We start from the raw sequence: 25,503 nt of genomic DNA on the forward strand, positions 1-25,503 counted from the left end.
GATGCCCGGCGGAGCGATGTTGCCCGGCGGAGGGTGCCCGGCGTCGCCAGGACGTCCGCGGTGCCGCGCCCCTGATCTCCCCGCGGCGCCCCTCAGCCTTCCTGTTCCGCCTTCGACTCGGCCTTGAGCTGTGCCGACAGCGCGGCCACCTGGGTGCGACGCCGCATGTCGAGCTTCGTGAGGATGGTCGAGACGTAGTTCTTGACCGTCTTCTCCGCCAGGAAGATCCGCTCGCCGATCTGACGGTTGGTGAGTCCCTCTCCGATCAGGTCCAGGATGCGGCGTTCCTGTTCCGAGAGTGCCGCCAGCGGGTCACGGCGGGCGGCCCGGTCGCGGATCTGCTGCAGCATGCGGGCGGTGGTCGCCGGGTCGAGCAGCGACTGCCCGGAGGCGACGGTGCGGACCGCCGAGACCAGGTCGGTACCGTGGATCTGCTTCAGGACGTACCCCGACGCGCCGGCCATGACCGCGTCGAACAGCGCGTCGTCGTCGGCGAAGGACGTGAGCATGAGGCAGGCGACGTCGGGCACCTGGGAGCGCAGGGCACGGCAGACCTGGACGCCGTCGCCGTCGGGCAGCCGCACGTCGAGAACGGCGACGTCCGGCTGCAGCGCGGGCACCCTCGCCAAGGCCTGGGCCGCCGTGCCTGCTTCGCCGATGACTTCGATGTCCGGTTCGGCCGTCAGCATGGCGGCGACCCCGCGACGAACCACCTCGTGATCGTCGAGAAGGAACACCGTCAGGGTCGATTTCGTCTCCGCGTCCACCATTCGACAGTATCGACCTGCGGCGCAAGTGCCAACCCCCGCCGTGGGTGAATCGCGAAATGTTCGTAATCCGCAGATGCGGCAAGAATCATGGACTTCGGTCCGCAACTGCGGCATCATCGGCGGCATGGAGTACCGAATCGCGGAGGCGGCCGAGCTGCTCGGCGTCAGCGACGACACGATGCGACGCTGGGTGGATGCCGGGCGCGTCACGAGCGAGAGCCGGAACGGTCGCACGGTCGTCCCGGGCGCCGGCCTGGCGGAGCTTGCCGCCTCGCTGGTCGACTCAGGCGAGCACGCCCGCACCGGCGGAGGGTCGGTCAGCGCCCGCAACCGGATGACGGGACTGGTCACCCGCGTGGTCCGGGACGCGGTGATGGCCCAGATCGAGATGGTCTGCGGCCCCTACCGGATGGTCTCCCTGATGAGCGCCGAGGCCGCCGACGAGCTCGGGCTCACACCCGGCGTGCGCGCGATCGCCTCGGTGAAGGCGACGAACGTGGTCGTGGAGCGCCCCCGATGAACCGCCCGGGGAAGGAAGGCCCGGCCTCGCGCGCCCGGCGGTCCGCGGCGCCGCGTGTCCGGCGGGTCGCGGCCGGACTGGCCGCCGTGCCGCTCGTCGCCGCCGTGCTCACCGGATGCGGCCCCGCTCGCGGCGAGGACACGCTCCAGGTCCTCGCCGCCGCCTCGCTCACCGACGCGTTCACGGAGCTCGGCGACCGGTTCGAGGCCGCGCACGACGGCACCGACGTCCAGTTCTCCTTCGGGTCGAGCACCGATCTCGCCGAGCAGGCCGCGGACGGCGCGCCCGGGAGCGTCCTGGCCACGGCCGACGAGGACGCGATGACGATCGCCACCGACGCCGGGGCCGCCGCGGCCCCCACGGTCTTCGCGACGAACACGCTGGTCATCGTGACCCCGCGGGACAATCCCGCCGGCATCGGATCACTGCGCGACCTGGCCGGGACCACCTGGGTGCGGTGCGCGGACCAGGCCCCCTGCGGCAGGGTGGCACGCACCGTGCTGCAGGACGCCGGGATCTCCGCCACGCCCGCGAGCCTCGAGGAGGACGTGCGCGCCACCCTCGACAAGGTGGTCTCCGGGGAGGCCGACGCCGCCCTCGTGTACGCCACCGACGCCGCCTCCGCGGGCGACGCCGTCACCACCGTCGACATCCCCGGGGCGGAACGCGAGCAGAACTCCTACCTGATCGCGGCCCTCGCGGGGGCGAACGACCCGGAACTCGCGCGCGCGTGGACGGACTTCGTCACCGGCCCCGAGGGCGAGGCCGTCCTCACCGCCGCGGGATTCTCCCGGCCATGACGGGAGCGACGGCCCACGACGTCCCACGTCCCCGGCGCCGGGCGCGGGACTCCCTCGGCCGGCCGCCGCTCGTGCTGCTCCTCCCCGCCGTGGTCGCGGTGCTGCTGCTCGTGTCCCCGCTGGTCACCATGGTGGTCGCGACCGATCCGTCGAGCCTGGCCGCGGCCGCGGGCTCCCCGGCCGTGGCCGACGCGTTGTGGCTGTCGTTCATCACCTCCACCGCGGCCACCGTGATCTGCCTCGTGCTCGGACTGCCGCTCGCCTGGATGCTGGCCCGCGTCGACTTCCCCGGCCGCCGCCTGGTCCGGTCGCTGGTGATCGTGCCGATGGTGCTGCCACCGGTGGTCGCCGGCATCGCCCTGCGCACGGCCTTCGGCCGCTCCGGGCTGCTCGGCGAGCCCCTGCTCGCCACGACCGGCTTCGCGTTCCCCTACACGACCTGGGGTGTCGTCCTCGCCCATGTCTTCGTGGCGTTGCCGTTCGTGGTCATCAGCATGGAGGGCGGCCTGCGCGCCGCCGGCTCCGGGTACGACGCCGCCGCCGCGACCCTCGGCGCCTCCCGCTGGCTCACCTTCCGCCGCGTCACGGTGCCGCTCGCGCTGCCCGGCATCGCCGCTGCCCTCGTCCTGGGCTGGGCCCGCTCGCTCGGCGAGTTCGGCGCCACCATCACGTTCAACGGCAACTACCCCGGTATCACCCAGACCATGCCGACCCTGATCTACGTCGAGCGGCAGTCCGACACCGACGCCGTGCTCGCACTCAGCCTGATCATGCTCGCGGTGTCGGTGGGCGTCCTCGTCGCGCTCCGGGACCGGTGGCTGGTGACGGCATGAGGGACGTGTCGCCCGGGAGAGCCGGCGGGCTGGCGGCCACCCTCACGGTCCCCGGGCGCCTGGACGTCGAGCTGACCGCGGGTCCGGGGGACGTCGTCGCCGTCGTCGGCCCGAACGGGGCGGGGAAGACCACGCTCGTGCAGGCGCTCGCGGGCCTGCAGCCCGCGGCGGGAGAGCAGTGGCTGGCCGGGGCCGACCTGACCGGGGTGCCGCCGCAGGAGCGCCACGTGGGCGTGGTGTTCCAGGACCAGCGACTGTTCCCCAACCTCAGCGCGCTGGAGAACGTGGCGTTCGGCCCGCGTGCCCGGGGCGTCGCGGCGGGGGCGTCGCGCGCCGTCGCGCGCGACTGGCTGGATCGCCTCGGGGTCGGTGGCCTCGCCGGCCGCCGGCCGGGTGAGCTGTCCGGTGGCCAGGCGCAGCGGGTCGCGATCGCCCGGGCGCTGGCCGCGGACCCCGCGCTCCTGCTCCTCGACGAACCCTTCACCGGCCTCGACGTCGGTGTCGCCGCGGCGCTGCGGGTCGAGCTCGCCGGGCATCTCGCGGGGTACCGGGGTGTCACCGTCCTGGTCACGCACGACGCGATCGACGCCCTGACCCTGGCCACGACGGTCGCGGTGCTCGACGGCGGCCGGCTGATGCAGGTGGGGCCGCCGTCCGAGGTCGCCGCGCGTCCGCGCACCGAGCACGTCGCCCGGCTGGTGGGTCTCAACGTGATCCGTGACGGCGACCGGTTCCGGGCGTTCACGCCGTCGGCCGTGGCGGTCTCCCTGCACGAACCCGACGGCTCGGCGCGCAACCGGTGGTCCGGCACGATCCGTAGCGCCGCTCCGCACGGGGGAGCGGTCCGGCTGCAGGTGCATGCCGGCCACGACCTGATCGCCGACGTCACCCCGGCCGCGACCAGGGAGCTGGGCCTGGCGCCGGGCCGGCGGGTCTGGCTGTCGGTCAAGGAGACGGCGATCACGGCCTACTGAGTTCCCGCAGGGCGGTTGCCTGCACCCGCCGAGGGGTGCGGGCAACCGGACCGTCCAGGAAAAGTGTGCCAAGCGTGCGGCACTCCCCGCTGTCGTCAGGCCGTGACGACCTTGATCTCCGTGGGCACGTTGCCGCGGGTCGCGTTCGAGTAGGGGCACACCTCGTGCGCCGCCGCGACCAGGCGCTCGGCCGTGGGCTGGTCCACGCCGCCGATCTCGACCGTGAGCACGGCCTCCAGAGCGAAGCCGCCCACGGCGTTCGGGCCGATGCCGACCTCCGCGGTGACGGCCGTGTCGCTGATGCCGGCCTTCTCCTGGCGGGCCACGGCCTTGAGGGCGCTGTGGAAACAGGCCGCCCACCCGGCGGCGAAGAGCTGCTCCGGGTTCGTCTTGCCGCCTGCTCCGCCGAGCTCCTTCTGGATGGCGAGGTCGACGTCGAGCAGGCCGTCCGAGGTGACGGCGTGGCCGTCGCGGCCGTCTCCGGTGGCGATGGCCGAGGCGGTGTAGATGGCGGGCATGAGTCCTCCGAATATAGTAGAAAGAACGGTCGTTCTACCTTGCGTGCCTTACTACACCCTGCGCGGTGCCGCCTTGTCAAGGAGACGCGGCTACCGTGGAGGCATGACCACGCACTCGCCCGGTGCGCCGACCACGACGGCGCCGCGCCCCTCCGCCGCACGTGAGCGCCTGTTGCGCACGGCGTCCGACCTCTTCTACGCGGAGGGCGTGCGCGGCGTGGGCGTGGAGCGCGTCGTCGACGAGGCGTCGGTCACACGAGCGACGTTCTACCGGCACTTCGCCGGCAAGGAAGCCCTGGTGGTCGCCTATATCGAGGCGACGGACGCGGCACTGCGCACGCGCGCGGGCGCGCTGTCGCCCGAGCACCCGCAGGCGTGGCTCGCCACGGTGACCGACCTGCTGGGGGAGACGCTGTGCGAACCGGCCTTCCGCGGCTGTGCGTTCATCAACGCCGCCGCCGAGTACCCGGACCCGTCCAGCCCCGTGCGCCGTGCGGTGCGCGCGCACCGGGACTGGCTGCTCGGCGCGGTCACCGAGGCGCTGCGGGCCGCCGGGCATCCCGATCCGGTGGAAGCCGGCCGCCGCTGGATGGCGATGCGCGACGGTGCCATGGTCGGCGGGTACCTCGGGGACCCGCAGGAGGCGCGCGCCACCCTGCGCGCCGGGGTGAGCGACCTGCTCGCCGAGGCGGACTGACCGGCCCGCGGCGCGCCCTTGCGCCGCCTGCCCGGGCCTGGCGGTGCGGCACGTCGCGAGCGCCCTGCGCTCCGGGCGATCCGGGCCGATACTCGGGATCATGTGGTCCGAACTCCGGTCGGCGGTCATCCCGGCATCCCAGCGACGCACGCTCGAAGAGCTCACCGAGGAGCTCGACCTGTCCGCCGGCGACGCGCGGGCGAACCGGTCGGGGTTCTGGACGATGCTCGTGCTGTCAGGGGTGATCGCCACAGAAGGGGTGCTCTCGGACTCGACCGCCACCGTGATCGGCGCGATGATCATCGCGCCGCTGTCCCGGCCGATCATGGGGATCGCGCTGGGGCTCGTGAAGCGCCGGATCGGCCGGTCCCTGGTCGTGACGGTTCTCGGGTCGCTCCTCGTCGTGGGGATCGGCGCGCTGTTCGCCCAGTTCGCCTTCGAGTCGTTCGAGGTGACGACGAACGCGCAGATCACGGGCAGGACGTCGCCGACGATGTACGACCTCGTCGCGGCGGTCGCGACCGGGTTCGCCGGGGCGATCGCCCAGGCGCGGCGTGACCTGTCGGCGGTGCTCCCTGGTGTGGCGATCGCGATCTCGCTGGCGCCGCCCCTCGCCGTCGTCGGTGTCTGTGCGGGGGTGGGGGAGTGGACGCTGGCTCTCGGCGCCCTGTTCCTGTTCCTGTCGAACCTCATCGCCCTGGTGCTCACCGGCACCCTGGTGTTCACCGCCCTGGGCTACGCCGGAGAGTCCCTGGAGCCGACGGGCGTGGTGACCCGGCGCGCCCGTCTCACCCTCGCGGTCCTGGCCGTCCTCATCGCCTTCCCGCTGGCCGCCAACACCGTCGCCACCTACCACATCCACGCGTGGGAGGACCGCGTGCGGACCACGGCCGACGAGTGGCTCGCCGACACCCCGTCGGCCAGGGTGACAGGCGTCGTCGTCACGCTCGGCAAGGTGAACGTCACGGTGCGGGCGCCGGGCGGGGTCCCCTCCGGCGGCTCGCTCCTGCAGGCGCTGAGCGGTGAGGTCCCCGCGGGCTTCGACGTCTCCCTCACGACCGAGGTCGGCAAGGAGACCCCGGTCGGCACGGTGGGGGGCGGATCCTCCGGCTCGTGACCGGGCGGCCGGCGAGCCGGATCGCGGTCACTCGTCTAGTGTGACGCCGTGAACCGTTCCCTCGTGCTGGGCCTCTCCAGGCTGGTCGTCGGTTTCCTCGGGCTCTGCGCGGTGGTGGCGGACGCCGCCGTGCTCGCCGACAGGGGCACTCTGACCTGGTACAACTTCTTCAGCTACTTCACGATCGAGAGCAACGTCCTCATCGCCCTCGTGCTGATCGGACTGGGCGCGTTCGGCCGGGGGCCCCAGGTTCCGCGCAACCGCGTCGTCCAGGCGTTGCGCGGCGCCGCCACCCTCTACATCTCGATGACCGGGGTGATCTTCGCGACGCTGCTCGCGGGGATCGAGGGGCTTCCCCTGACCGCGACCCCGTGGGGCAACGTCGTGCTGCACTACCTGATACCGGTCGCTGCCCTGATCGACTGGCTGTTCGATCCGCCGCAGGTCGCGGTGACGCGTCGCACGCTGATCGTGTGGCTGCTCTACCCGCTCGCCTACACGGCGTGGGCACTGGTCCGGGGCAGCCTCGACGGCTGGTACCCGTACCCCTTCCTCGATGCCGCCGCCCGGGGGTACGCGCCGGTGCTCGCCACGATCGTGTTCCTCGGGGCGGGGGTCTTCGCGGCGGGGTGGCTGCTGAGCGTGATCGCGCGCCGCCGGGCGCGGCTGATCAGGTGAGTTCTGATCAGGTGAGTTCGGGGGGTGCCGACGCCGGGTGCTCGGACGCGGGGTCCGTGCGCGTGGCGGCGAGGTCCGGCCAGTGCAGGGCGGTGAGCGAGACGCACACGGCGAGAAAGCCCATCAGCCACCCCGCCGGGATGTCGCTGAGCCAGTGGTAGCCCATCCAGGCCACCAGGGGGCCGCTGACGGCGAGCAGCGCGGCCACGGCGGCCATGCCCCGGCGCAGCCGGTGCGGGTCCGGGCGGAGCCCTGCCGACCCGTACAGCAGGAACACCACCATCGTGGCGGTGAACGCCGTGTTGGCGGCGTGCCCGGACGGGAACGCCTGCCCTCCGGCATGCAGCATGTCGATCCCGGTCACAGGGCTGGAGCGGCCCAGGCCGAACTTCACGGGGTAGCCGATCGCCCCGATCGTCACGAGCCCGGCCATCACGGCGTACAGGGGCCGCATCCGGCCCCGGCGGTGGGCGACGAGCGCGGCCACGCCCATGACGACGGGGACCGTCGCCCAGCGCTCGCCCGTGACGAACGCCTGGACCTCGAGGAAGGTGGCCATCCCGCCCCGTGCCTGGTGGGCGTAGACCCACTCACGGGCGGCGGCGTCCGCGGCGACGAGAGGCCCGGCGCTGACCACCTGCAGCACCATCCAGACGAACGTGAGTGCCAGGACGACGCCGATGGTCGCCGGAGCGATCCACGGCTGCGCCACGGCGCCGCTCCTGGCGGAACGCAGATCGGTGCGGACGCGGCCGACGACGTCGGCCACGCGGCGTGCGCCGGCGGGTTCCGCGGCCGCCGCGCGCTGCGCCGGGTCCGTCGCCGGGAGCGCGCCCGCGTCCGGCAGCCCCCGTCCCGCTACGGCACCGTACGGTGCGCCCTGAGCCCCCTGAAATCGCAACATTGCCCACGATCCTATGGTCGTGCCCCTGCGATCAGACCGTCTCGTGCCCGGGTCGCACGAGAGCTTCACACGGGGCCCGGCAATGGTTATGTCGCCGTGATATTCGCAGGTCACAAAAGTGCGGTGAATCACTGGTGCCACCCGACAGGGCCTGGCGCGGCGCCGCCTGAGAAACTGAGGCCATGCCCCCGCGCCCGTACGTCCTGATGTCGGTGGCGGCGTCTCTCGACGGGTACATCGACGACGCCGGACCGGAGCGGCTCCTGCTCTCGGACGCCGCGGACTTCGACCGTGTCGACGCCGTGCGCGCACAGATGGACGCGATCCTCGTCGGCGCCGGCACGATCCGGGCGGACGACCCCCGCCTCGAGGTGCGTTCCGCGGTACGCCGTGCCGAGCGAGCGGCCGGCTCGCGGCCGGCCACGCCGCTGAAGGCCACGGTCACGGCCGGCGGAGGGCTCGACCCGGGGGCCCGGTTCTTCGGCGGGGACGCCGCCAAGGTCGTCTACACGACCGACGTGGCCGCGCGGCAGGTGGGCGCCGGCCTCGGCGGTGCGGCCGACGTCGTGGCCCTCGGGCCGCGGATCGACCCGGGGGCGATCCTCGCCGACCTTGCCGGCCGCGGCGTCGAACGCCTGATGGTGGAGGGCGGCGGCAGGGTCCACACGCTGTTCCTGACCGCCGGGCTGGTCGACGAACTGCACGTCGTGCTCGCGCCCTTCTTCATCGGGGACGCCGCCGCGCCCCGGTTCGCCGGGCCCGGCATGTTCCCGCAGGATTCCGCCCACCCGATGAAGCTGCTCGAGGCCCGGCCCATGGGGGACCTCGTCCTGCTGCGTTACGCACCGGAATCCGCCCGGGTCACCGGTGACGCGGCCGCGAGGCCGGGGGCCGCGCCGTGACCGGCAGCGGTGCGGGCGCCGCGCGGGGGACGTCCGCCGATCGTGAGCTGCTGCTCGAGGCGATCGCGCTGGCCCGGCGGTGTCCGCCGTCGGACACGGCCTTCAGCGTCGGTGCGATCATCGTGGCCGACGACGGCGAGGAGCTCGGGCGCGGCTGGTCGCGCCGGCACGGCCCGACCGAGCACGCCGAGGAGGCGGCGCTGGCCCAGGTGACGGGCGATGACCGCCTCCGGCTCCGGACCGCCACGATCTACACGTCGCTCGAACCGTGCAGCAAGCGGGCGTCCCGCGCGGTGACGTGCACGGAGCACATCCTGGCCGCCGGGATCGGGCGGATCGTGTACGCCTGGTCGGAGCCCGCGCTGTTCGTCGAGGGCCATGGCGCGGAGCTCCTGCGGCGAGCGGGCCGTACGGTGATCCAGTTCGCCGACCTGGCCGACGCGGCCCGCGAGCCCAACCTTCACCTCCTGAGCTGAACGGTCACCGGCCGGCCGCTTCGGCGACGATCTCCGAGACCTCCGCGGCCAGGGCCGCCCGGTCGGACGGGACCAGGCCGATGCGGGTGCGGCGGTCCAGGACGTCGTCGGCGTCCAGCGCACCCTCGTGGGTGACCGCCCACTCGATCTCCGCCCGCGCGATCCGCAGGTGCCCGACGGGCGTCGCGGCCGAGCGCGTGCGTGCGGCACCGACCACCCGGCCCGCCTCCGCGCCGTGCCGTGCGACGACCCCGGCCCACAGCCTCTCGTCCGTCCCGGACGGGGGCGCGGTCCTGTCGGCCGTCGTCGTCCCCGGGGCCGCGTCCGCTCCGACGAGCGGGAGCGTGTGCGTGCGGCACCCGGCGGCCGGAAGGCTCGCGTGCCGCACGGCGGCGTCGACCGCGTCCTGCGCCATCTGGCGGTACGTGGTGAGCTTGCCGCCCAGCACGTTCACCGCGCCGGTTCCCTCCGACACGGCCACCAGATGCCGTCGGGACACGTCGGAGGTGCCGCGTCCGGCGTCGCCCGGCCCGCCGGTGTCGACCAGCGGGCGCAGCCCGGCGTACGCGCCGATGACGTCGTCACCGGTGAGCGGCACCTCCATCACGCGGGAGACCGTCGACAGCAGGAAGTCGACCTCCGCGGGGGTCGGCTCGGCGACGTCGGGCACCGGACCGGGCGCCTCCTCGTCCGTCAGCCCCACGAACACCCGGCCGTGCTGCTGCGGCAGGGCGAACACGAAACGGCTGACCGAGCCCGGCAGCGGAACCATCAGTCCGGCGCGCGGGTTGCCCAGGCGCTCGGCAGGGATGACGACGTGCGTGCCCCGGCTCGGCCGGAGCCGCACCGACGGGTCGACCGCGCCCGCCCAGACACCGGTCGCGTTGACCACCACGCGGGCCCGGACGCTCAGGCCCTCGCCGGTGATCGCGCAGGTCAGATCGGCGCCGTCGGACCGGATCCGATCCGCCCGCAGCCTGGTCAGCACCCGCGCGCCCAGTCCGGCCGCCGTGCGGGCGAGGGCCACGACCAGCCGGGCGTCGTCCACGAGCTGTCCGTCGTGGCCGAGGATCCCGCCGCGCAGGCCCCCGGGCGCCAGAGCGGGTGCGAGGCGGAGCGCCTCCCCGGCGCTCGCGCGCCGCCACGAGGGCAGGACCGACGACGGCGTTCCCGCGCCCCGGCGCAGCACGTCGCCCAGCGACATGCCGACGGCGGAGGTGACGACCTGCCGGGCGGACACCGGGGGGACGGCCGGAACGAGCTGGCCGAGCGGGCGAACCAGGTGCGGGGCGATCCGCGTCATGAGCAGGTGCCGCTCGCGGGCGCTCTCGCGGGCGACGCCGATGTCGCCCGTCGCGAGGTAGCGCAGTCCTCCGTGCACGAGCTTCGAGCTGAACCGGGACGTTCCCCAGGCCAGGTCGCGCGCCTCCACGAGCGCCACGGACAGGCCACGCGCCGCGGCGTCGAGCGCCACCCCCGCGCCCGTGACGCCTCCGCCGACGACGAGCACGTCGACCTCGGTGGAGGCCAGCTCGTCGATCTCGCGGGCGCGCCGCGCGGCGTGGAGCGCGGTCGACGGCCGGGGGCGGGTCATGGCCGCAGGTAGGCGTCGAGGGCGCGGGACAGTTCGGCGCGCCAGGTCTCCGGGTCGACGAGGTCGGCCACCGTCGGGCCCGAGAGCAGCGCGCCCTGGGAGATGATCAGCACCATCAGTGCCATGTCGTGCGTGTCCCCGGCGCGAACCGTCCCGCCGGGCTGCGCGGCGCCGAGCGCCGCGGCGATCCACTCGTGGATGACGCGTTGCGACCGGCCGATGCGCTGGAGGGTGTAGCGGGTGAACACCTCGGGCTCGTGCCGCAGCAGGCGCTGGAAGACGGGGTCGGCGCGGAACAGGTCGCCGAACGCCAGGACGCCGTCGACGATCTCGGTGCGGCCGGGTGTACCGGTGCCGCCGCCGGGATCACTTCCCGGACCATTTGCGCGAGGCCGGCTCGCCCGGGCGACGAGCCGCTGGGCGCGGTGACCGAGCAGTGCGCGGACGACGTCGTCGGACGACTGGAACCGGCGGTAGACGGTGGGGCGGCTGACCTCGGCCTCCCTGGCGAGCTCGGCGATCGTCAGCCCCTTCAGGCCTCGCGTGGCGACCAGGTGGGCGGCCGCCTCGAGGAGGCGCAGGCCGATGGTGTCGGAGGAGGGGTCGCGGCCCGGCGGTCCGGCGTCGACGGCGGGGCCCTCGGGCAGTGCGTTACGAACTGACATGATGTGTAACACTGTAATGCATGACCGAGAAGAGTGAACTCCTCGACATGCGCTGGGACGGCTGGGGCGACCCCGCCCGGGCCGCGGAGAAGCTGCCCGGTGGCGTCAAGCTCCTGCTCACCGCCGTGCTGGGGCACAAGCCCCGGCGATCCGGGACGATCGGGCTCGCCGAGGTCGAGCTCACCGGCCCGGCGCTCGACCCGGCCGACGAGCAGGCGCTCGCGGCCGTCGTCGGGGCCGAGCACGTCCGCACGGACCATGACACCCGCGTGCTGCACGCCGGGGGCAAGTCCACCCCGGATCTCGTGCGCCGCCGCGAGCGCCGGCAGGCCGTGCCGGGTGCGGTCGTGCTGCCGGGAGGTGAGGAGGAGGTGGCCGCGGTGCTGCGGGTGGCCGCCGAGCGTGGGCTCGCCGTGGTCCCGTTCGGGGGCGGGACGGCTGTGACCGGGGGGCTGGCTCCGGAGGCGGGGGGTCATCGCGGCGTGGTCAGCGTTGATCTGCGCCGGCTGGCCGGCCTGGAGGTGCTCGACGACGTGTCGGGTGAGGCGACGTTCTGGGCGGGTACGCGCGGGCCGGCCGCGGAGGCGGCTCTGGCGGAGCGTGGTTTCGAGCTGGGGCATCTTCCGCAGAGCTTCGAGTTCGCCTCGCTGGGCGGGTTCGCGGCGATGCGTTCGTCGGGGCAGAACTCGGCCGGTCACGGGCGGTTCGATGCGATGGTGACGGGGCTGCGGGTGGTGACGCCGACCGGGACGCTGGATCTCGGCCGGGCTCCGGGTTCCGCGGCGGGGCCGGATCTGGCGAGGGTGTTCCTGGGGTCGGAGGGGGTGTTCGGTGTCATCACGCAGGTGCGGCTGCGGGTGCACGAGACCCCGGTGGAGCGGTGCTTCGACGCGTTCACGTTCTCGGACTTCCGCTCCGGTGCGGACGCGCTGCGCCGGGTGGTGCAGGCGGGGACGGGGCCGACGGTGATCCGGCTGTCCGACGAGGCGGAGACGGCCGTGTCGCTCGCGCAGGTGGGGAGTATCGGCAAGGCGTTGAGCAAGGGCTGTACGGCGGTCGTGCTGCACGAGGGGCCCGCGGGGTCGGCTGGGGCGCGGCGTGAGGCGACGGTCGCCGTGCTGCGGGCGGCGGGCGGGCGGCCGGCGTCGCGCAAGCTGGCGGAGGCCTGGGACCACGGCCGGTTCGGGGCGCCGTACCTGCGGGACACGCTGCTGGAGCACGGGGTGTTCGTGGAGACCCTGGAGACGGCCACGACCTGGTCGCGGCTGCACGTGCTGCGGGCGGCGGTGACCGGCGCGCTGGCGGAGGGGTTCGGTGCGGCGGGCGCCCGGTACCGCATCCTGTGCCATGTGTCGCACGTCTACCCGACGGGGGCGTCGTTGTACTTCACGGTGGTGGCGGGGCTGGGCGGTGACATGGCTGCCGCGTGGGCTCCGGTCAAGGCGCGGGTGAACGACGCGATCATGGCGGCGGGCGGGACGATCTCGCACCACCACGGTGTCGGGGCGGATCATGCCCCGTGGCTGGAGCGGGAGATCGGGGAGCACGGCTTGCGCGTCCTGCGTGCGATCAAGCGGGAGCTGGACCCTGACGCCATCATGAATCCCGGTGCGCTCCTTCCTCCGGAGCGGCGGCCGGACGGGCCGGCGTAGTGCGCGGCCGGCGGCGTGGCGGGGCGCAGGCGTCCTGGTGGGGCCGGCCGTCGGGTCCGCCGCCGTGTCGGACCGGTCGGGCCGGTCGGGCCGGGGCCGTAGGATCGGGCGCGTGAACGGTGTTCCGCGGGCCATGGTGTGGGTCGGGGGCGTGTCCGCGGTGCTGCTCGCGCTCGGCACCTGGCAGGTGGCGGTGTCCGGCGTGTTCGTCTCGGCGGACTGGGACTTTCATCTGTGGGCGCAGGCCCACCTCCCGGCGGGTGGGTGGAAGTGGCTGCTGGATGCCTTCGCCAGTGTCACCGGTGAGCGGCTGTTCACGTTGCCGGTGCTGTTCCTGTCGGGCGGCTGGCTGGCGTTGCGGGGGCGGGACTGGCGGCCGCTGGTCTCCGTGGTGGCGGGGCTCGCGGTCATCGCGGTCGTGGGCTACTCGATCAAGTTCGGCCTGGGGCGCACGATGCCGTACACCGGGATGGACGTGCTGCACGGTGGCGGGCGGGCCTGGCCGTCGGGCCATGTCGCGAACGCCACCTACACCTGGGCGATGGCCGGGATCCTGCTCATCGGCGAGCGGGGTCTGTGGCCACGGCGTGCCTGGTTCGCGCCCTGGATGGTGGCGTCCGCTCTCGTGGCGCTCGCCTGCGGGTGGGTGATGGCTCGGGTCGACTACCACTGGATCAGCGACATCCCCGGTGGGTGGGTGCTCGGCCTGCTGGCGCTGGCGGTGTCGGTCACCGTCCTGCACCGTGGCCTGCCGATCCCGATGCGGGCGCCGTGGGCGCTCCGTCTGCGGGGGCGGCTGTTCACCGAGCCGGTTCGCTGACCGTCCCCCCGGCCGCGGGTTCCTCGCCGTCGGGGCGCGGCGCCCCAGGGCGGCATCCGTTCCCGGTGGTCCGCTTCGGTGGACGTCCTGACGTCGCCGAACCCCGAACCGGCATCCTGTCCGGATCGTGACTTGCGGGCGACCGGATTTTGGTCCTCGGTCCGCTAACATCCACGAGAGCCCTCACAAGGGGCATCAACTGACCAGGTCCACCCGGGAGGGGACATGGAGGACAGCGGGCACATCGCGGTGCTCGTCAATCCTGCGGCGCGTCGCGGCGCGGGGGCCGAGCATGCCGGCATCGTCGCCGGCAGGCTCACCGAGCGCGGCGCGACGGTCCGGACCTATCAGGGCGCCGGGCCCGAGGACACGTCCCGGCTGGCGAAGGAGGCGGTCGCGGCCGGTCCGGACGCGGTCGCGGTCGTGGGCGGGGACGGCACCGTGGCCGCCGTGCTGCCGCAGCTGATCGGTACCGGTGTGCCGCTCGCCGTGCTCGGCGGGGGGACGGGCAACGATCTCGCCCGGATGCACGGCATCCCGTCCGACCCGCGGGACGCCGCCGACGTCGTGCTCGACGGCGACCGCCGCCTCGTGGACACCGGCACAATCACCGGCGCCGACGGTACGGTCACGCCCTTCGCGACGATCGCCTGCGCCGGGTTCGACTCGCGGGCCAACGAGCGCATCAACCGCCTGCGCCGGCCGAAGGGGGCCGCCCGGTACACCGTCGGCACCTACCTGGAACTGCTCGGGCTGCGCACGCACCGGTACCGGCTCGTGGTCGACCCACCGGACCACGGCGGTCCGCGGGCCGGCGCCTCCCCGGGCGGGGGCACGGTGACGGAGGTGCCCGGTCATCTGCTCGCGATCGGCAACACGCGCTACTACGGCGGCGGCCGTCCCATCCTGCCCGACGCCGACCCACGCGACGGGCTCCTCGACATCACGCTCGTCGAGGCCGTGGGCCGGCTCGGGCTGATCGGCCTGAACCGGCCGATCAAGCGTGGGGAACACCTCGGCCGCCCCGGCGTCCGCGCGCTGCGCGCCGCCGCGGTGCGCGTCGAGGCCGACGAGGACCTGGTGATGTTCGCCGACGGCGAGCGGGTGGGCCCGCTTCCCGTCACCGTGAGAGCCCACCGCCGCACCCTGATGCTCTGCCTGCCGAGAGACGGAGAACGACCATGACCGAACTCGGGCGGATGACCGGACCCGGACGCACCGCCGCGACCGGTGACCTGAACCACGACCTGAACGACGACCTGAACCGTGCCGGAGCCGGCCGAGCGACCGGACCGACGCGGGCCGCGGAGCCGCTGCGGCTCCAGGACGTGCACGACCGGCCACTGCTGGCCGAGACCACCGCCGCCGCGGACCCGACGCAGGTGTACTCGCGCCTCAGGAAGCGCTGGGGCTCGGTGGCGCCCATCGACCTGGAGCCGGGTGTGCCGGGCTGGCTCGTGCTCGGCCACGCGGAGGTGGTCGCCGTCATGCGCGACGACCGCACCTTCGTCAAGGACCCCGCCACCTGGCGTGGACACGACGAGGAGCTGCTGGGACCGCACTCCGGGCTGCGCACGCTGATCTCCCGCACCCCGCAGCACACCGCGATCCACCAGGACGGGCGGGAACACATGCGCCTGCGCGCCCCGATCGACGACGCCCTGGAACAGGTCGACGAGATCCGCACGGCCGTCGCCGTGCGACGCCTGTGCACGATGCTCATCCAGCGGTTCGAGCGCCGCGGACGCGCCGACCTCGTCGCCGAGTACGCCTCCGCCGTCCCCTTCCTCGTCATGTCCGAGCTGGCCGGGTACGACCCGGAGGACGCCCAGCGCATGCAGGAGATCATCCAGTCGATGTTCGAGACCGGCCCCGAGGCGCGGGAACTGCGCAAGGAGCTCGGCCGGATCGTCCGTGCGCACGTCTCCCGCAGCAGGGAGCGCAGCACCCAGGACATCGCGGTGGTGCTGGCCCGCCACCCCGCGTTCCAGGACGACCTCGAACGGGCGCAGACCCTCGTCGCCCTCACCTCCATCGCGAGCACGTCCCTGCTGTCCTGGGTGGCGCAGACCCTCACCCTGGTCCTGACCGACGAACGCTTCTCCAACCGGCTGCGCGGCGGCCGGCTCAACATCGACGACGCCCTGGACGAGGTGCTGTGGCGGTCCACGCCCAACCCGAACATGGTGCCGCGGTACGCCACCCGTGAGGTCGTGCTGGGCGACAAGCTCATCGGCAAGGGCGAGGCCGTGGTGATGTCCGTGCACGGGGCCAACCACGACCCGGCGATCCTCCCGGACGACCCGTGGGAGGAGGTCGGCAACCGCGCCCACCTCTCCTTCGGCGGAGGACCGCACGCCTGCCCCGCGCCCCGGCTCGCCCGCGTGATCGCGCGCATCGCCGCCGAGACACTCGTGCGGCAGCTCCACGTGTCCTTCGACGGGGACCCGGCCGACCTCGAATGGGCGCCGTCCCCGTGGCTGCGGTACCCCGCCCGGCTGCCGGTCACGTTCCCCATACCCCGCCGCGCCCGCGAAGAGGGCCGGACAGACCCCACCGACGAGAGGTAGGCACGATGCAGATCGGCATCCCCGACGACGCCGGCCCGCTGGTCGCCGCGACACCATCGGCCGTCCAGAAACTGGGCGCCCTCGGGTACGACGTCGTCGTCACCGAAGGCGCCGGAACGGCCGCCGGACTCCCCGACGACACCTACCGCGACGTCGGCGCCCAGGTCGTGTCCGACCGTGCCGCCGCCTGGGAGTGCGACGTGGTGGTCTGCACGACCGTGCCCGACGACGTCGCCGAGCGGATGCGCCCCGGGACGATGCTCGTGTCCCGGCTCGCCCCCGCCGCCCACCCCGACCGGGTCCGCGCACTGGCCGACCGCGGCATCACCGCGCTCGCGCTCGACGCCGTACCGCGCATCTCCCGCGCCCAGTCCCTCGACGTCCTGTCCGTCCTGTCCAACGTCGCCGGCTACCGGGCGATCGTGGAAGCCGCCGCCGAGTACTCCGGCATGTTCGGCGGCCAGGTCACCGCCGCCGGAAGCACCCGGCCGGCCACCGTGTTCGTGATCGGCGCCGGCGTCGCCGGACTCGCCGCCCTCGGCGCGGCCACCGCCCTCGGCGCACGCGTGCGCGCCTTCGACGTGCGGCCCGAGGTCGCCGAGCAGATCGAGTCGATGGGCGCCGAGTTCGTCTCCGAACCCGCCGCCCAGCAGCAGGTCAGCGCCGACGGCTACGCCGCCCCTCTCACGCAGGAGCAGCTCGCAGCCGCCTTGCGCCTGTACACCCGCGAGGCCGCCGCGGCCGACATCGTCGTCACCACCGCCCTCGTGCGCGGCACCGCGCCCACCACGCTCACCGCCGAGGCCGTGGCGGCCATGCGGCCCGGCTCCGTGATCGTCGACCTCGCCGCCCCCGGCGGCGGGAACTGCGAGCTCACCGTCCCGGGCGAACGCGTCGTGACCGGCAACGGCGTCGTCGTGCTCGGCTACACCGATCTGCCCGCACGCATGCCGCGCCACACCTCCGAGCTGTACGGCACGGCCGTGGCCAACCTCCTCACCCTGCTCACCCCCGCCAAGGACGGCGAGGTCCGGCTCGACCTGGACGACGTCGTCCAGCGCGGCATGACCGTCGCCCGCGGCGGCGAGGTGCTCTGGCCACCGCCCGCGGTCCAGGTCAGCGCCGGGCCGCCGGCCCCCGCCACACCGCAGGCCGAGGAGGCCGCACCCGGGGCGGCGCCCGGCGCCGGAGCGCCCGCCCGCCGCCGGCCAGCCTGGCTGAACGGAGCGCTCGCCGTGGCCGGCGCCGTGCTCGGCGGGCTGGCCGTGGCCGCCTCGCCCGCCGAGACCGTCGGGCACTTCACCGTGCTGGCGCTCGCGATCGTCGTCGGTTTCTACGTGATCCGGTCCGTCACCCACGCGCTGCACACGCCGCTGATGAGCCAGACCAACGCCATCTCCGGCATCATCCTGGTCGGCGCGCTGCTGCAGATCGGATCGTCGTCCGTGCTGGTGACCGTGCTGGCCACCATCGCGGCGGCCGTGGCGAGCGTCAACGTGTTCGGCGGGTTCCTCGTGACCCGGCGGATGCTGCGCATGTTCCGCAGGACGGACGACGACGGCGACACGACGGCCAGGAACGATGCCGGCGCCGCCGGTGCGACCGAGGGGAGCGCGCGATGACGACGACCGGACTGGTACAGGGTGCCTCCGTCGTGGCGGCGGTGCTGTTCATCCTGTCCCTGGCGGGACTGTCCCGGCAGGAGAGCGCGAGGCGGGGCGTCAACCTCGGCATGGCCGGGATGGCGCTGGCGCTCGGTGCGACCATCGCCCTCGCGCTGGTGCGCTCCGAGCGGCCCGCCGGGGTGACGGCGGCCCTGATCCTGCTGGTGCTCGTGGTCGGCGCGACCGTGGGAACCTGGCGGGCGCGCAGCGTCGAGATGACGCAGATGCCCGAGCTGATCGCGCTGCTGCACTCGTTCGTGGGGCTCGCGGCGGTGCTGGTGGGATACGGGTCCTACCTCACGTCCTACCCCCTGGGGCACGCGGGCTCCGGTGCCGGTGCCGACACCGTGCACGCCGTGGAGATCTACCTCGGGGTACTGATCGGCGCCGTGACGCTCACGGGGTCGCTCGTCGCGTTCGGGAAGCTGTCCGGGAGGCTGAAGTCGGCGCCGGTGACCCTTCCCGCGCGCAACTGGCTGAACCTCGGCGTCATCGTGGCCTGCGCCGGGCTGCTGGCCTGGTACCTGACCGTCGTCGGGCCCGCGAGCGGCGCGGCGGCCGTCGTGCCGCTGCTGCTCATGACGGTCCTCGCCCTCGCGCTGGGCTGGCACCTGGTCGCGGCGATCGGCGGGGGAGACATGCCCGTCGTCGTCTCCATGCTGAACTCCTACTCCGGCTGGGCCGCGGCCGCGGCCGGGTTCATGCTCGGCAACGACCTGCTGATCATCACCGGCGCGCTGGTCGGGTCCTCCGGTGCGATCCTCAGCTACATCATGTGCCGGGCGATGAACCGCTCGTTCGTCTCGGTGATCCTCGGCGGGTTCGGTCAGAAGGCCGGGCCGTCGTCGTCGGACGGGCCCGGCGGCGAACACCGCGAGACCACGGCGCCCACCGTGGCGGACCAGCTCGTGGCCGCCCGCAGCGTGATCATCGCGCCCGGGTACGGCATGGCCGTCGCCAAGGCGCAGTACCCGGTCGCGGACCTGGCGGCGAAGCTCATCGGGCGAGGGGTGCGGGTGCGCTTCGCGATCCACCCCGTGGCCGGGCGGCTGCCCGGGCACATGAACGTGCTCCTCGCGGAGGCCAAGGTGCCCTACGACATCGTCGAGGGCATGGACGAGATCAACGTGGACTTCGCCGAGACCGACGTCGTCCTCGTGATCGGCGCCAACGACACCGTCAACCCGGCCGCGCAGGAGGACCCGGGATCGCCCATCGCGGGGATGCCGGTGCTGCAGGCGTGGCACGCGCGCGACGTCGTGGTCTTCAAACGGTCCATGGCCACCGGCTACGCGGGCGTGCAGAACCCGCTGTTCTTCCGGGAGAACACGACCATGTTGTTCGGCGACGCGAAGGACCGCCTGGAGGAGATCCTCAAGTCGCTGTGAGACCGGCGCGGGCGGGGACGGGCGGCGGTGGGCGGCGAGGCGAGTTACCGGTACTCCGCGTCTCAGGTTCGCGGTAGCCTGGCCGGGTGACGACCGAAGCCGCGGGCGGCGAGCCCGTCCGTCAGACCGTCTCCGCGCGCGATGGCTACGACCTCGCCGTCAGTACGTTCGAGCCGGCGGGTGAGCCGCGCGTGGTCGTGGTGATCGCACCGGCCTTCGCCACGCCGGCGTCGTTCTACGCCGCCTTCGGAAGCTGGCTCGCGGGGCGCGGCATCCGCGCGGTCACGTTTGACTACCGGGGCCTCGGCCGGTCCTCCGGCGGCCGGCACCTGCGCGACGTCGACGCCGACCTGATCGCCTGGGCCGGGGACGCGGCCGACGTCGTCGCCTGGGCGGCGGGGCGTGCGGCCGGGACCCCCGTCGCCTACGTGGGCCACAGCCTCGGCAGCCAGATCCTGGGCCTGGGCAACCACCAGCTCGTGGACCGCGCTCTCTTCGTGGCCGGAGGGAACCCCCACGTCGAGATCAGCGGTTCCCGCATGGCGTGGGCGGCGCCGTTCGCGTTCCGCGTGCTGATGCCGGCGGTGATCCGGATGGCCGGCTACTACCCGGGCAAGCGCATGCGGTTCATGGGCGACGCACCCGCCGGGGTCATGCGGCAGTGGCTGCGCTGGGCGCGGCACCCCGAGTATCTCCTCGGCGAGTTCCCGCACGCGGCGGACGCCTTCGCGAAGGTCGACCTGCCGATCGTGTCCCTGCACATGACCGACGACGAGCTCGTGGGGCAGGAGACCACCGAGGCCATGGAGCGGTGGTACACCGGCGCGCCCCTGACCCACCGCGAGGTCACCCCCGCCGAGATGGGCTCCGACCGGGTGGGCCACCTGGGCTTCTTCCGCCCACGTTCCGCGGCCGGCTGGGAGCGGGTGGCCCTCCCGGCGATCGTGGGCGCCGGGAGGGCCGACGACGAGTAGGGGGCAGGAGGCCGCGCGCCGGGCGCGGTGCCCGGCGGCCGCGACCCGCCGGTGACGGGCCGCGGGCCACGGCGGACCGGGACACCGGCCCGCTCGTGCCGGCTCAGCAGACCTGGGTCCCCGACGTCGCGGTCAGGTCGGCGTAGGCCGACGTCAGGCGCGCGGTGACCGGGCCCGGGCCGGACGCGGCGCCGCCGTCGGCCGCGCTCGCCGCCCCGATCGGACGGCCGTCCACGGACAGGACCGGCGCGAGGCCGCCCATGGTGCCGGTCACGAAGGCCTCGTCGGCCGTGTACAGGTCCGTCTGGGAGAAGTCGCCGACGACGACGGGAATGTCCAGCTCGGTCGCCAGGTCCAGGACCGTGGCACGGGTGATGCCCTCCGGGCAGGCGCGGGTGGTGGAGGTGCGCAGTACCCCGCCCGACACGTGGAAGACGTGCGTCGCGTTCGTCTCGGCGACGAAGCCGGCGTCGTCCAGCATGAGCGCGTCGTCCGCGCCGGCCACGTTCGCCTCGATCTTCGCCAGGATCGAGGTGAGGAGGTTGTTGTGGTGGATCTTCGGGTCCAGCGAGTCGGCACGGTGCCGCCGCACGGACGAGGTGACCAGGGTGATGCCGCCGGCGTCGTACACGGGCGGCTTGAACTCCGCGAGCACGATCAGGGTCGGGCCCGCCTGGTTGAGCCGCGGGTCCATGCCGGAGGTGATCTTCTCGCCCCGGCCGAGCGTGAGGCGGATGTGCACGTCGTCGCGCATGTCGTTGGCCGCGAGCGTCTCCCGGACGGCGGCGATGATCTCCTCGTCGGTGGGGATCTGCGTGAACGCCAGGGCTGTGGCCGAGCGGCGCAGCCGCGCGAGGTGCTCGTCCAGCGCGAAGATGCGGCCCTCGTGCAGCCGCAGCCCCTCCCAGACGCCGTCGCCGCCCTGGACCAGGGAGTCGAACGGGCTGACACGGGCCTCGTCACGGTGGGTGAGCCGGCCGTTGATCCAGACCCTCAGGTCACGGTTGCGCTCGTCGAAGGTCTGCAGCATGGGTTCCTCTCGTGGTGGGGTGGAGTCGGGCACGGCCCGTCACGGGCGCAGCGCGTACGGAGCGAGCCGCTCGTAGTACGGCAGGCAGCGTTCCAGCAGCGGGTGCAGGCGTTCCGGCAACGGGTCGCCGGTGCCGGGGGACTCCGAGGCGAAGCCGGTGGACGCCTCCACGCCCGCGTACCAGTGCTTCGCCCAGACGCCGTCCTCCGGGCGGGGGCCGGGCGGCCAGGACAGCATCGCGTCGTCGAACTCCAGGCCGAGCGCGGCGCACAGTGCGCCCAGCGTGCCGCGGGGGTCGCGCAGCACGTCGGCGGCGTCGACCACCGGGCCGCCGAACCGCTCGTACAACTCGAGCTGCTGGGGGAGCCCGAGATCCTCCAGCGTGGGCTCCGAGCGCACCTTCGCGTAGGACACCAGCACGCGCTCGGGGTCGCGGACGAGGAACGCGTGGGTCAGCCGGGCGAGCGGCTCGCGCGGCGTGCTCGGCAGCACGTGGTGCGTCATGTGCTTCTGGTACTGCACGGCCGTCGGGACCGCGCCGACGGTCAGCTCACGCAGGACGGCGGCCGGGTCGGGGGACTGGGACGCGATGACCTCGGCGGCGCCGGGGTGGTCGATCCCGGTGGCGTCCAGGTAGGCCGCGTACAGCGGCTCGTCGACGGCGGACGTGTCCGCCCGGTTCCCGAAACTGCGCATCATCGCGGTGGACAGATTGCGCGGACCGGACCACATCGCGATACGCAGCGTCATGGAGCGCAGACTACCCACCGTCAGGCGCGCAAGCGGTCGCGGTAGGCGGCCACCGCGGCGCGGTTGCTGCACCGCGTGCTGCAGAACTTGCGCGAGCGGTTCCGGGAGAGGTCGAGGACCAGCCCCTCGCACGCCGGATCCACGCAGACCGACAGGCGGGACATCTCGTCGGAGCGGATCAGGTCCGCGACGGCCAGAGCCGTCTCCGAGGCGATGTGCACGGCGAAGGGGGCGTCGTCGGCCACGGAGTGGAGGTGCCAGTCGGTCTCGCCGTGGCGCACGAGTCGGGGGACGGCCGAGGCGTCGGCGAGCATGCGGTTGACCAGTGCCGCGGCCGTGTCGCGGTCCGCGGTCAGGAGTTCGCGCAGGCGCGGGATCAACGCCTGGACGGCGGCCAGTTCCGCCTCGTCCCCGTCGTGCCGCACCGTGTAGCCGTGTGCCGTGTAGAAGGCGTCCAGGTCACCGGCCGTCTCGAGCGTGCGCGGCGGCTCGGCCGAGTTCACGAGGGCGACGGCGGCTTTCAGGTTCGGTTCGGTGTCATGCTCGAAAAGCATGTTGACACATTACCGCGCAGCCACTTACGGTCATGAGTCATGGCGGATATGACTGATGACACGGGTGTCCCCGGCGCCGGCCCGGCCCCTGCGGCCGCAGAGCGCGCCACCGCGGCGCAGACGCTCCCGGGGACGACGCTCCCGGGGACGACGACCGTCCGCCCGCCGGCGCGCGCCGCGGCCGGCCCATCCCCGGCGGCGGCCGGAGAGGAGTCGCCGCACCCCGCCGGGACGGTGCCGGGAGCACAGGCGACGACCGGTATCGTCTTCGCCCTTGTCGCAGCGGCCACGTTCTCCCTGTCGGGTCCGTTCGCCCGCGGCCTGCTCGACGCCGGCTGGACGGCCGGTGCCGCGGTCACCGCGCGCGTGCTCATCGGCGGAGCCGTCCTCGCCCTTCCGGCCGCCCTCGCGCTGCGCGGCCGGTGGTCCAGCCTGCGTGACCAGGTCTGGTCGCTCGTGGCCTACGGCATGGTGGCGGTGGCCGGCACCCAGCTCACGTTCTTCTACGCGGTGTCCTCCCTGGACGTCGGCGTGGCGCTGCTCATCGAGTTCATGGCGCCGGTGGCCGTCGTCGGCTGGATGTGGGCCCGGCACGGGCGGCGCCCCGGCGCGCTCACGTGCATCGGTGGCGTCGTGGCGCTGGGTGGGCTCGTCCTGGTGCTGGACCTCGCGGGAGGCGAGGGCATCAGCGTGCCCGGAGTGCTCTGGGCGCTCGGGGCGATGGTGGGCGCGGCCGGATACTTCCTGATGTCGGCACGGCCGACGGGGCTGCCGCCTGTCGCGCTGGCCTCCGGCGGCCTGCTGGCCGGCGGCATGTCGCTCCTGGTCGCGGGGCTCGTCGGGATCGTGCCGCTACGGGTCGCGGACCAGGTCGTGCGGTTCCAGGGGTTCACCCTGCCCTGGTGGGTCCCGGTGCTCGGCCTGGGTGTCGTCACCGCGGCCGTCGCGTACACGACGGGTATCGCGGCGAGCCGCCGCCTCGGTGCGCGGCTCGCGTCGTTCGTGGGGCTGACCGAGGTGATGTTCGCGGTGCTGGCCGCCTGGCTCCTGCTGGGCCAGGAGCCGGCGCCGGTACAGCTCGCCGGCGGCGTGCTGATCCTGGTGGGGATCGTCACCGTGCGGGCGGGGGAGAGCCGTTAGCTCAGGCCATCCCGGCGAACTCCGCCATCCGCGCGATCCCCGCCGGAGCGTTACGTCTCAGCCGCGCGGCGGCCTCGGCGACGTCGGCCCGCCCGGCGTCGCCGGGGCCCACCCGTGACGGGTTCAGCACGGTGGTGTTCGACCACGCCCTGACCTCCGGGTCGGCGCCGAGCCGCAGCGATGCGCGGTTTCCCAGGACCTGCATCGTCATCCAGTCGGCCGGTGTGTTGCTGTACGGGGTCGGCGTGCACAGGGCGTTCTTCTCGGCGTCGTCCCGGCGTCTCGCCTCGACGAACCCGACGAGCGCGGCCCCGAAGCACGGGAACCCCACCCGGACCGGCTGCAGGGTGATGGTCTCGCCCCAGATCGGGACCAGCGGCGAGTACTTCAGCCCGGACGCGGCGCAGTGCACGACGACGGAACCGGGCCCCGTGACCACGTCGCCGTCGTCGAGCAGCAGCCGGTCGTGCTCGACGCGCCGGATGTGTCCTTTCCGCACGACATTCTCGATCGTGCGGAGCTGGTCGAGCTCCCACTGCGCGAGGGTCGGCGTCTTGGCCATCGTCGGAGTCACGGTGCGGTCGATACGCAGCAGGATGCCGAGGTCCTCCAGGCGCAGCAGGAGATCGTCGGGCGAGGACGACAGGGCCGCGGCGCCCAGGAGGTCGGCGGCCATCCCGACGAAGGTCGCCGGGTCCGGCTGGATGACGGCGCGGTTGAGCATCCACGGGTCACGCGGCCGCACCCAGCAGATGGCATCGGGGTCGACCCCCTGGCCGAGCAGCCAGATGCACGCGTCCGTCGCCGTCTTCCCGGAGCCGACCACGACCCAGCGTGCGGGCGCCTCACGGAGCCGCAGAGCCGGCAGCTCACCGACCGGCACGACCCTCCCGCCCTCGCCGACGGCGAACGGCGGCGGGGTCGTGGCCGGGATGTCGGGCGAGAGGTAGCGGGCGTCGACGACGCGGCGCCGCACCCGCACGTCGACGCTCTCGCCCGAGTCGAGCGAGCGCAGGGTCCCGCCGCCGAGGTGCTCGTGGCCGGGGTAGAACTCGACCCTGCCGGAGGCGAGCAGCGTGTCCTGGAGCACGCGGGCGTAGTAGGCGACGATCTCGGAGCCGGTGGCGCGCTCGTGCAGGCCGGCCTCCGGGCCCTCGGTCTGCAGCCGCCCGGTGCCCAGCGGCGTCGACGCCACCCCGTAGAAGGGCGACGCCTGGTGCAGGCGCACGAACGGATAGGCGTCGAGCCAGTGCCCGCCCGCGCCCGGCCGCCGGTCGGCGAGCACGACCCGGACGGTGGGGTCGTGACCGACGAGCGCGTCGACGAACGCCATGCCCGCGGCCCCGGCGCCCACGACCAGGTAGTCGGACTCCACCACGCGAGCCATGCCTTCACTACAGCACCGGTCTCCCGGGAGCGGCAACCCCTGATCGGCCCGGATCCCGCGCTCGCGGGAGCCGGGCCGGTTCCCGCAGATGCGGTGCCGGACCGCGCCCGGTCGTCGGCGGGTGGG

Annotated in this window: 26 protein-coding genes; 17 read left to right on the forward strand and 9 right to left on the reverse strand. The window is 73.8% G+C overall.

Annotated features, from left to right (window positions below):
* Positions 1–92: 92 nt before the first annotated feature.
* Complete coding sequence (locus tag HGK34_RS11830) at positions 93–767, reverse strand: response regulator (protein WP_307815923.1); 675 nt, start codon at positions 765–767, stop codon at positions 93–95.
* A 127-nt stretch (positions 768–894) separates the two neighbouring features.
* Here HGK34_RS11830 and HGK34_RS11835 point away from each other — a divergent pair, with 127 nt between their 5' ends.
* The 4 genes from HGK34_RS11835 to HGK34_RS11850 are packed head-to-tail and all read left to right on the forward strand — an operon-like array spanning position 895 to position 3,897.
* Positions 895–1,290 carry a TOBE domain-containing protein gene (locus tag HGK34_RS11835; RefSeq protein ID WP_201847460.1) on the forward strand — a complete coding sequence of 132 codons (396 nt, stop codon included), beginning with the start codon at positions 895–897 and terminating at the stop codon, positions 1,288–1,290.
* Positions 1,287–2,090, forward strand: coding sequence for a molybdate ABC transporter substrate-binding protein (gene modA / locus HGK34_RS11840; RefSeq protein WP_201847462.1), 804 nt, complete (start codon positions 1,287–1,289; stop codon positions 2,088–2,090). Before HGK34_RS11835 ends, modA begins: the two co-directional genes overlap by 4 nt.
* Complete coding sequence (locus HGK34_RS11845; RefSeq protein WP_201847471.1) at positions 2,087–2,923, forward strand: ABC transporter permease; 837 nt, start codon at positions 2,087–2,089, stop codon at positions 2,921–2,923. The genes modA and HGK34_RS11845 overlap by 4 nt, the downstream gene beginning before the upstream one ends.
* Complete coding sequence (locus HGK34_RS11850) at positions 2,920–3,897, forward strand: ABC transporter ATP-binding protein (protein ID WP_201847473.1); 978 nt, start codon at positions 2,920–2,922, stop codon at positions 3,895–3,897. Before HGK34_RS11845 ends, HGK34_RS11850 begins: the two co-directional genes overlap by 4 nt.
* A gap of 95 nt (positions 3,898–3,992) precedes the next feature.
* Here the strand turns inward: HGK34_RS11850 and HGK34_RS11855 are convergent, their stop codons facing one another.
* Positions 3,993–4,415 (reverse strand): organic hydroperoxide resistance protein, encoded by a 423-nt coding sequence (locus HGK34_RS11855; protein WP_201847475.1) that lies wholly within the window; start codon positions 4,413–4,415, stop codon positions 3,993–3,995.
* Between the two features lie 103 nt (positions 4,416–4,518).
* Here HGK34_RS11855 and HGK34_RS11860 point away from each other — a divergent pair, with 103 nt between their 5' ends.
* From HGK34_RS11860 to HGK34_RS11870, 3 genes are all read left to right on the forward strand, one after another.
* On the forward strand, positions 4,519–5,112 hold the full coding sequence (locus HGK34_RS11860; protein ID WP_201847476.1) for a TetR/AcrR family transcriptional regulator: 594 nt from the start codon (positions 4,519–4,521) through the stop codon (positions 5,110–5,112).
* A gap of 100 nt (positions 5,113–5,212) precedes the next feature.
* Positions 5,213–6,229 (forward strand): DUF389 domain-containing protein, encoded by a 1,017-nt coding sequence (locus HGK34_RS11865; RefSeq protein ID WP_201847478.1) that lies wholly within the window; start codon positions 5,213–5,215, stop codon positions 6,227–6,229.
* 48 nt (positions 6,230–6,277) lie between these two features.
* Positions 6,278–6,907 carry a Pr6Pr family membrane protein gene (locus HGK34_RS11870; protein WP_201847480.1) on the forward strand — a complete coding sequence of 210 codons (630 nt, stop codon included), beginning with the start codon at positions 6,278–6,280 and terminating at the stop codon, positions 6,905–6,907.
* A 7-nt stretch (positions 6,908–6,914) separates the two neighbouring features.
* On the opposite strand, the gene HGK34_RS11875 is transcribed toward HGK34_RS11870, so the two are convergent.
* Positions 6,915–7,811: a phosphatase PAP2 family protein gene (locus HGK34_RS11875; protein ID WP_201847482.1), complete on the reverse strand. Its 897-nt coding sequence runs from the start codon at positions 7,809–7,811 to the stop codon at positions 6,915–6,917.
* A gap of 182 nt (positions 7,812–7,993) precedes the next feature.
* Here HGK34_RS11875 and HGK34_RS11880 point away from each other — a divergent pair, with 182 nt between their 5' ends.
* Together HGK34_RS11880 and HGK34_RS11885 are read left to right on the forward strand one after the other, a co-directional pair.
* Positions 7,994–8,713 carry a RibD family protein gene (locus tag HGK34_RS11880; RefSeq protein ID WP_201847484.1) on the forward strand — a complete coding sequence of 240 codons (720 nt, stop codon included), beginning with the start codon at positions 7,994–7,996 and terminating at the stop codon, positions 8,711–8,713.
* Positions 8,710–9,189 carry a cytidine/deoxycytidylate deaminase family protein gene (locus HGK34_RS11885; protein WP_201847486.1) on the forward strand — a complete coding sequence of 160 codons (480 nt, stop codon included), beginning with the start codon at positions 8,710–8,712 and terminating at the stop codon, positions 9,187–9,189. The genes HGK34_RS11880 and HGK34_RS11885 overlap by 4 nt, the downstream gene beginning before the upstream one ends.
* Positions 9,190–9,193: 4 nt before the next feature.
* Here HGK34_RS11885 and HGK34_RS11890 read toward each other — a convergent pair whose 3' ends face one another.
* Positions 9,194–10,783, reverse strand: a complete 1,590-nt coding sequence (locus tag HGK34_RS11890; RefSeq protein ID WP_201847488.1) for a glycerol-3-phosphate dehydrogenase/oxidase — start codon at positions 10,781–10,783, stop codon at positions 9,194–9,196.
* Positions 10,780–11,448 (reverse strand): TetR/AcrR family transcriptional regulator, encoded by a 669-nt coding sequence (locus HGK34_RS11895; RefSeq protein ID WP_201847490.1) that lies wholly within the window; start codon positions 11,446–11,448, stop codon positions 10,780–10,782. Before HGK34_RS11895 ends, HGK34_RS11890 begins: the two co-directional genes overlap by 4 nt.
* A gap of 20 nt (positions 11,449–11,468) precedes the next feature.
* Here HGK34_RS11895 and HGK34_RS11900 point away from each other — a divergent pair, with 20 nt between their 5' ends.
* From HGK34_RS11900 to HGK34_RS11930, 7 genes are all read left to right on the forward strand, one after another.
* The gene (locus tag HGK34_RS11900) at positions 11,469–13,100 is read left to right on the forward strand and encodes an FAD-binding oxidoreductase (protein ID WP_244666654.1); all 1,632 of its coding nucleotides are present in this window, start codon (positions 11,469–11,471) and stop codon (positions 13,098–13,100) included.
* 112 nt (positions 13,101–13,212) lie between these two features.
* Positions 13,213–13,920 carry a phosphatase PAP2 family protein gene (locus HGK34_RS23220; RefSeq protein ID WP_201847492.1) on the forward strand — a complete coding sequence of 236 codons (708 nt, stop codon included), beginning with the start codon at positions 13,213–13,215 and terminating at the stop codon, positions 13,918–13,920.
* Positions 13,921–14,145: 225 nt separating this feature from the next.
* The gene (locus HGK34_RS11910; protein WP_201847494.1) at positions 14,146–15,105 is read left to right on the forward strand and encodes a diacylglycerol/lipid kinase family protein; all 960 of its coding nucleotides are present in this window, start codon (positions 14,146–14,148) and stop codon (positions 15,103–15,105) included.
* The gene (locus tag HGK34_RS11915) at positions 15,102–16,490 is read left to right on the forward strand and encodes a cytochrome P450 (RefSeq protein WP_201847496.1); all 1,389 of its coding nucleotides are present in this window, start codon (positions 15,102–15,104) and stop codon (positions 16,488–16,490) included. The genes HGK34_RS11910 and HGK34_RS11915 overlap by 4 nt, the downstream gene beginning before the upstream one ends.
* Positions 16,491–16,495: 5 nt before the next feature.
* Entirely contained in the window at positions 16,496–18,112 is a 1,617-nt protein-coding gene (locus HGK34_RS11920) for a Re/Si-specific NAD(P)(+) transhydrogenase subunit alpha (protein ID WP_201847499.1), read from the forward strand.
* Entirely contained in the window at positions 18,109–19,542 is a 1,434-nt protein-coding gene (gene pntB / locus HGK34_RS11925) for a Re/Si-specific NAD(P)(+) transhydrogenase subunit beta (RefSeq protein WP_201847502.1), read from the forward strand. The genes HGK34_RS11920 and pntB overlap by 4 nt, the downstream gene beginning before the upstream one ends.
* 86 nt (positions 19,543–19,628) lie before the next feature.
* Positions 19,629–20,516: an alpha/beta hydrolase family protein gene (locus tag HGK34_RS11930; protein ID WP_201847504.1), complete on the forward strand. Its 888-nt coding sequence runs from the start codon at positions 19,629–19,631 to the stop codon at positions 20,514–20,516.
* A 103-nt stretch (positions 20,517–20,619) separates the two neighbouring features.
* Here HGK34_RS11930 and HGK34_RS11935 read toward each other — a convergent pair whose 3' ends face one another.
* From HGK34_RS11935 to HGK34_RS11945, 3 genes are read right to left on the reverse strand one after another with little or no spacing between them, the layout of a single operon-like run.
* Positions 20,620–21,546 carry an aminotransferase class IV gene (locus HGK34_RS11935; RefSeq protein ID WP_201847506.1) on the reverse strand — a complete coding sequence of 309 codons (927 nt, stop codon included), beginning with the start codon at positions 21,544–21,546 and terminating at the stop codon, positions 20,620–20,622.
* A gap of 39 nt (positions 21,547–21,585) precedes the next feature.
* Positions 21,586–22,296, reverse strand: coding sequence for a sulfotransferase-like domain-containing protein (locus HGK34_RS11940; RefSeq protein WP_201847508.1), 711 nt, complete (start codon positions 22,294–22,296; stop codon positions 21,586–21,588).
* A 20-nt stretch (positions 22,297–22,316) separates the two neighbouring features.
* Positions 22,317–22,850 carry a CGNR zinc finger domain-containing protein gene (locus HGK34_RS11945; RefSeq protein WP_201847511.1) on the reverse strand — a complete coding sequence of 178 codons (534 nt, stop codon included), beginning with the start codon at positions 22,848–22,850 and terminating at the stop codon, positions 22,317–22,319.
* 48 nt (positions 22,851–22,898) lie between these two features.
* Here HGK34_RS11945 and HGK34_RS11950 point away from each other — a divergent pair, with 48 nt between their 5' ends.
* On the forward strand, positions 22,899–23,990 hold the full coding sequence (locus HGK34_RS11950) for an EamA family transporter (RefSeq protein WP_201847513.1): 1,092 nt from the start codon (positions 22,899–22,901) through the stop codon (positions 23,988–23,990).
* A gap of 1 nt (position 23,991) precedes the next feature.
* On the opposite strand, the gene HGK34_RS11955 is transcribed toward HGK34_RS11950, so the two are convergent.
* Positions 23,992–25,377: a pyridine nucleotide-disulfide oxidoreductase gene (locus HGK34_RS11955; protein ID WP_201847515.1), complete on the reverse strand. Its 1,386-nt coding sequence runs from the start codon at positions 25,375–25,377 to the stop codon at positions 23,992–23,994.
* Between the last annotated feature and the right edge of the window lie 126 nt (positions 25,378–25,503).

The sequence above is a fragment of the Myceligenerans indicum genome (assembly GCF_016742955.1).
Classification (GTDB): Bacteria; Actinomycetota; Actinomycetes; order Actinomycetales; family Cellulomonadaceae; genus Myceligenerans; species Myceligenerans indicum.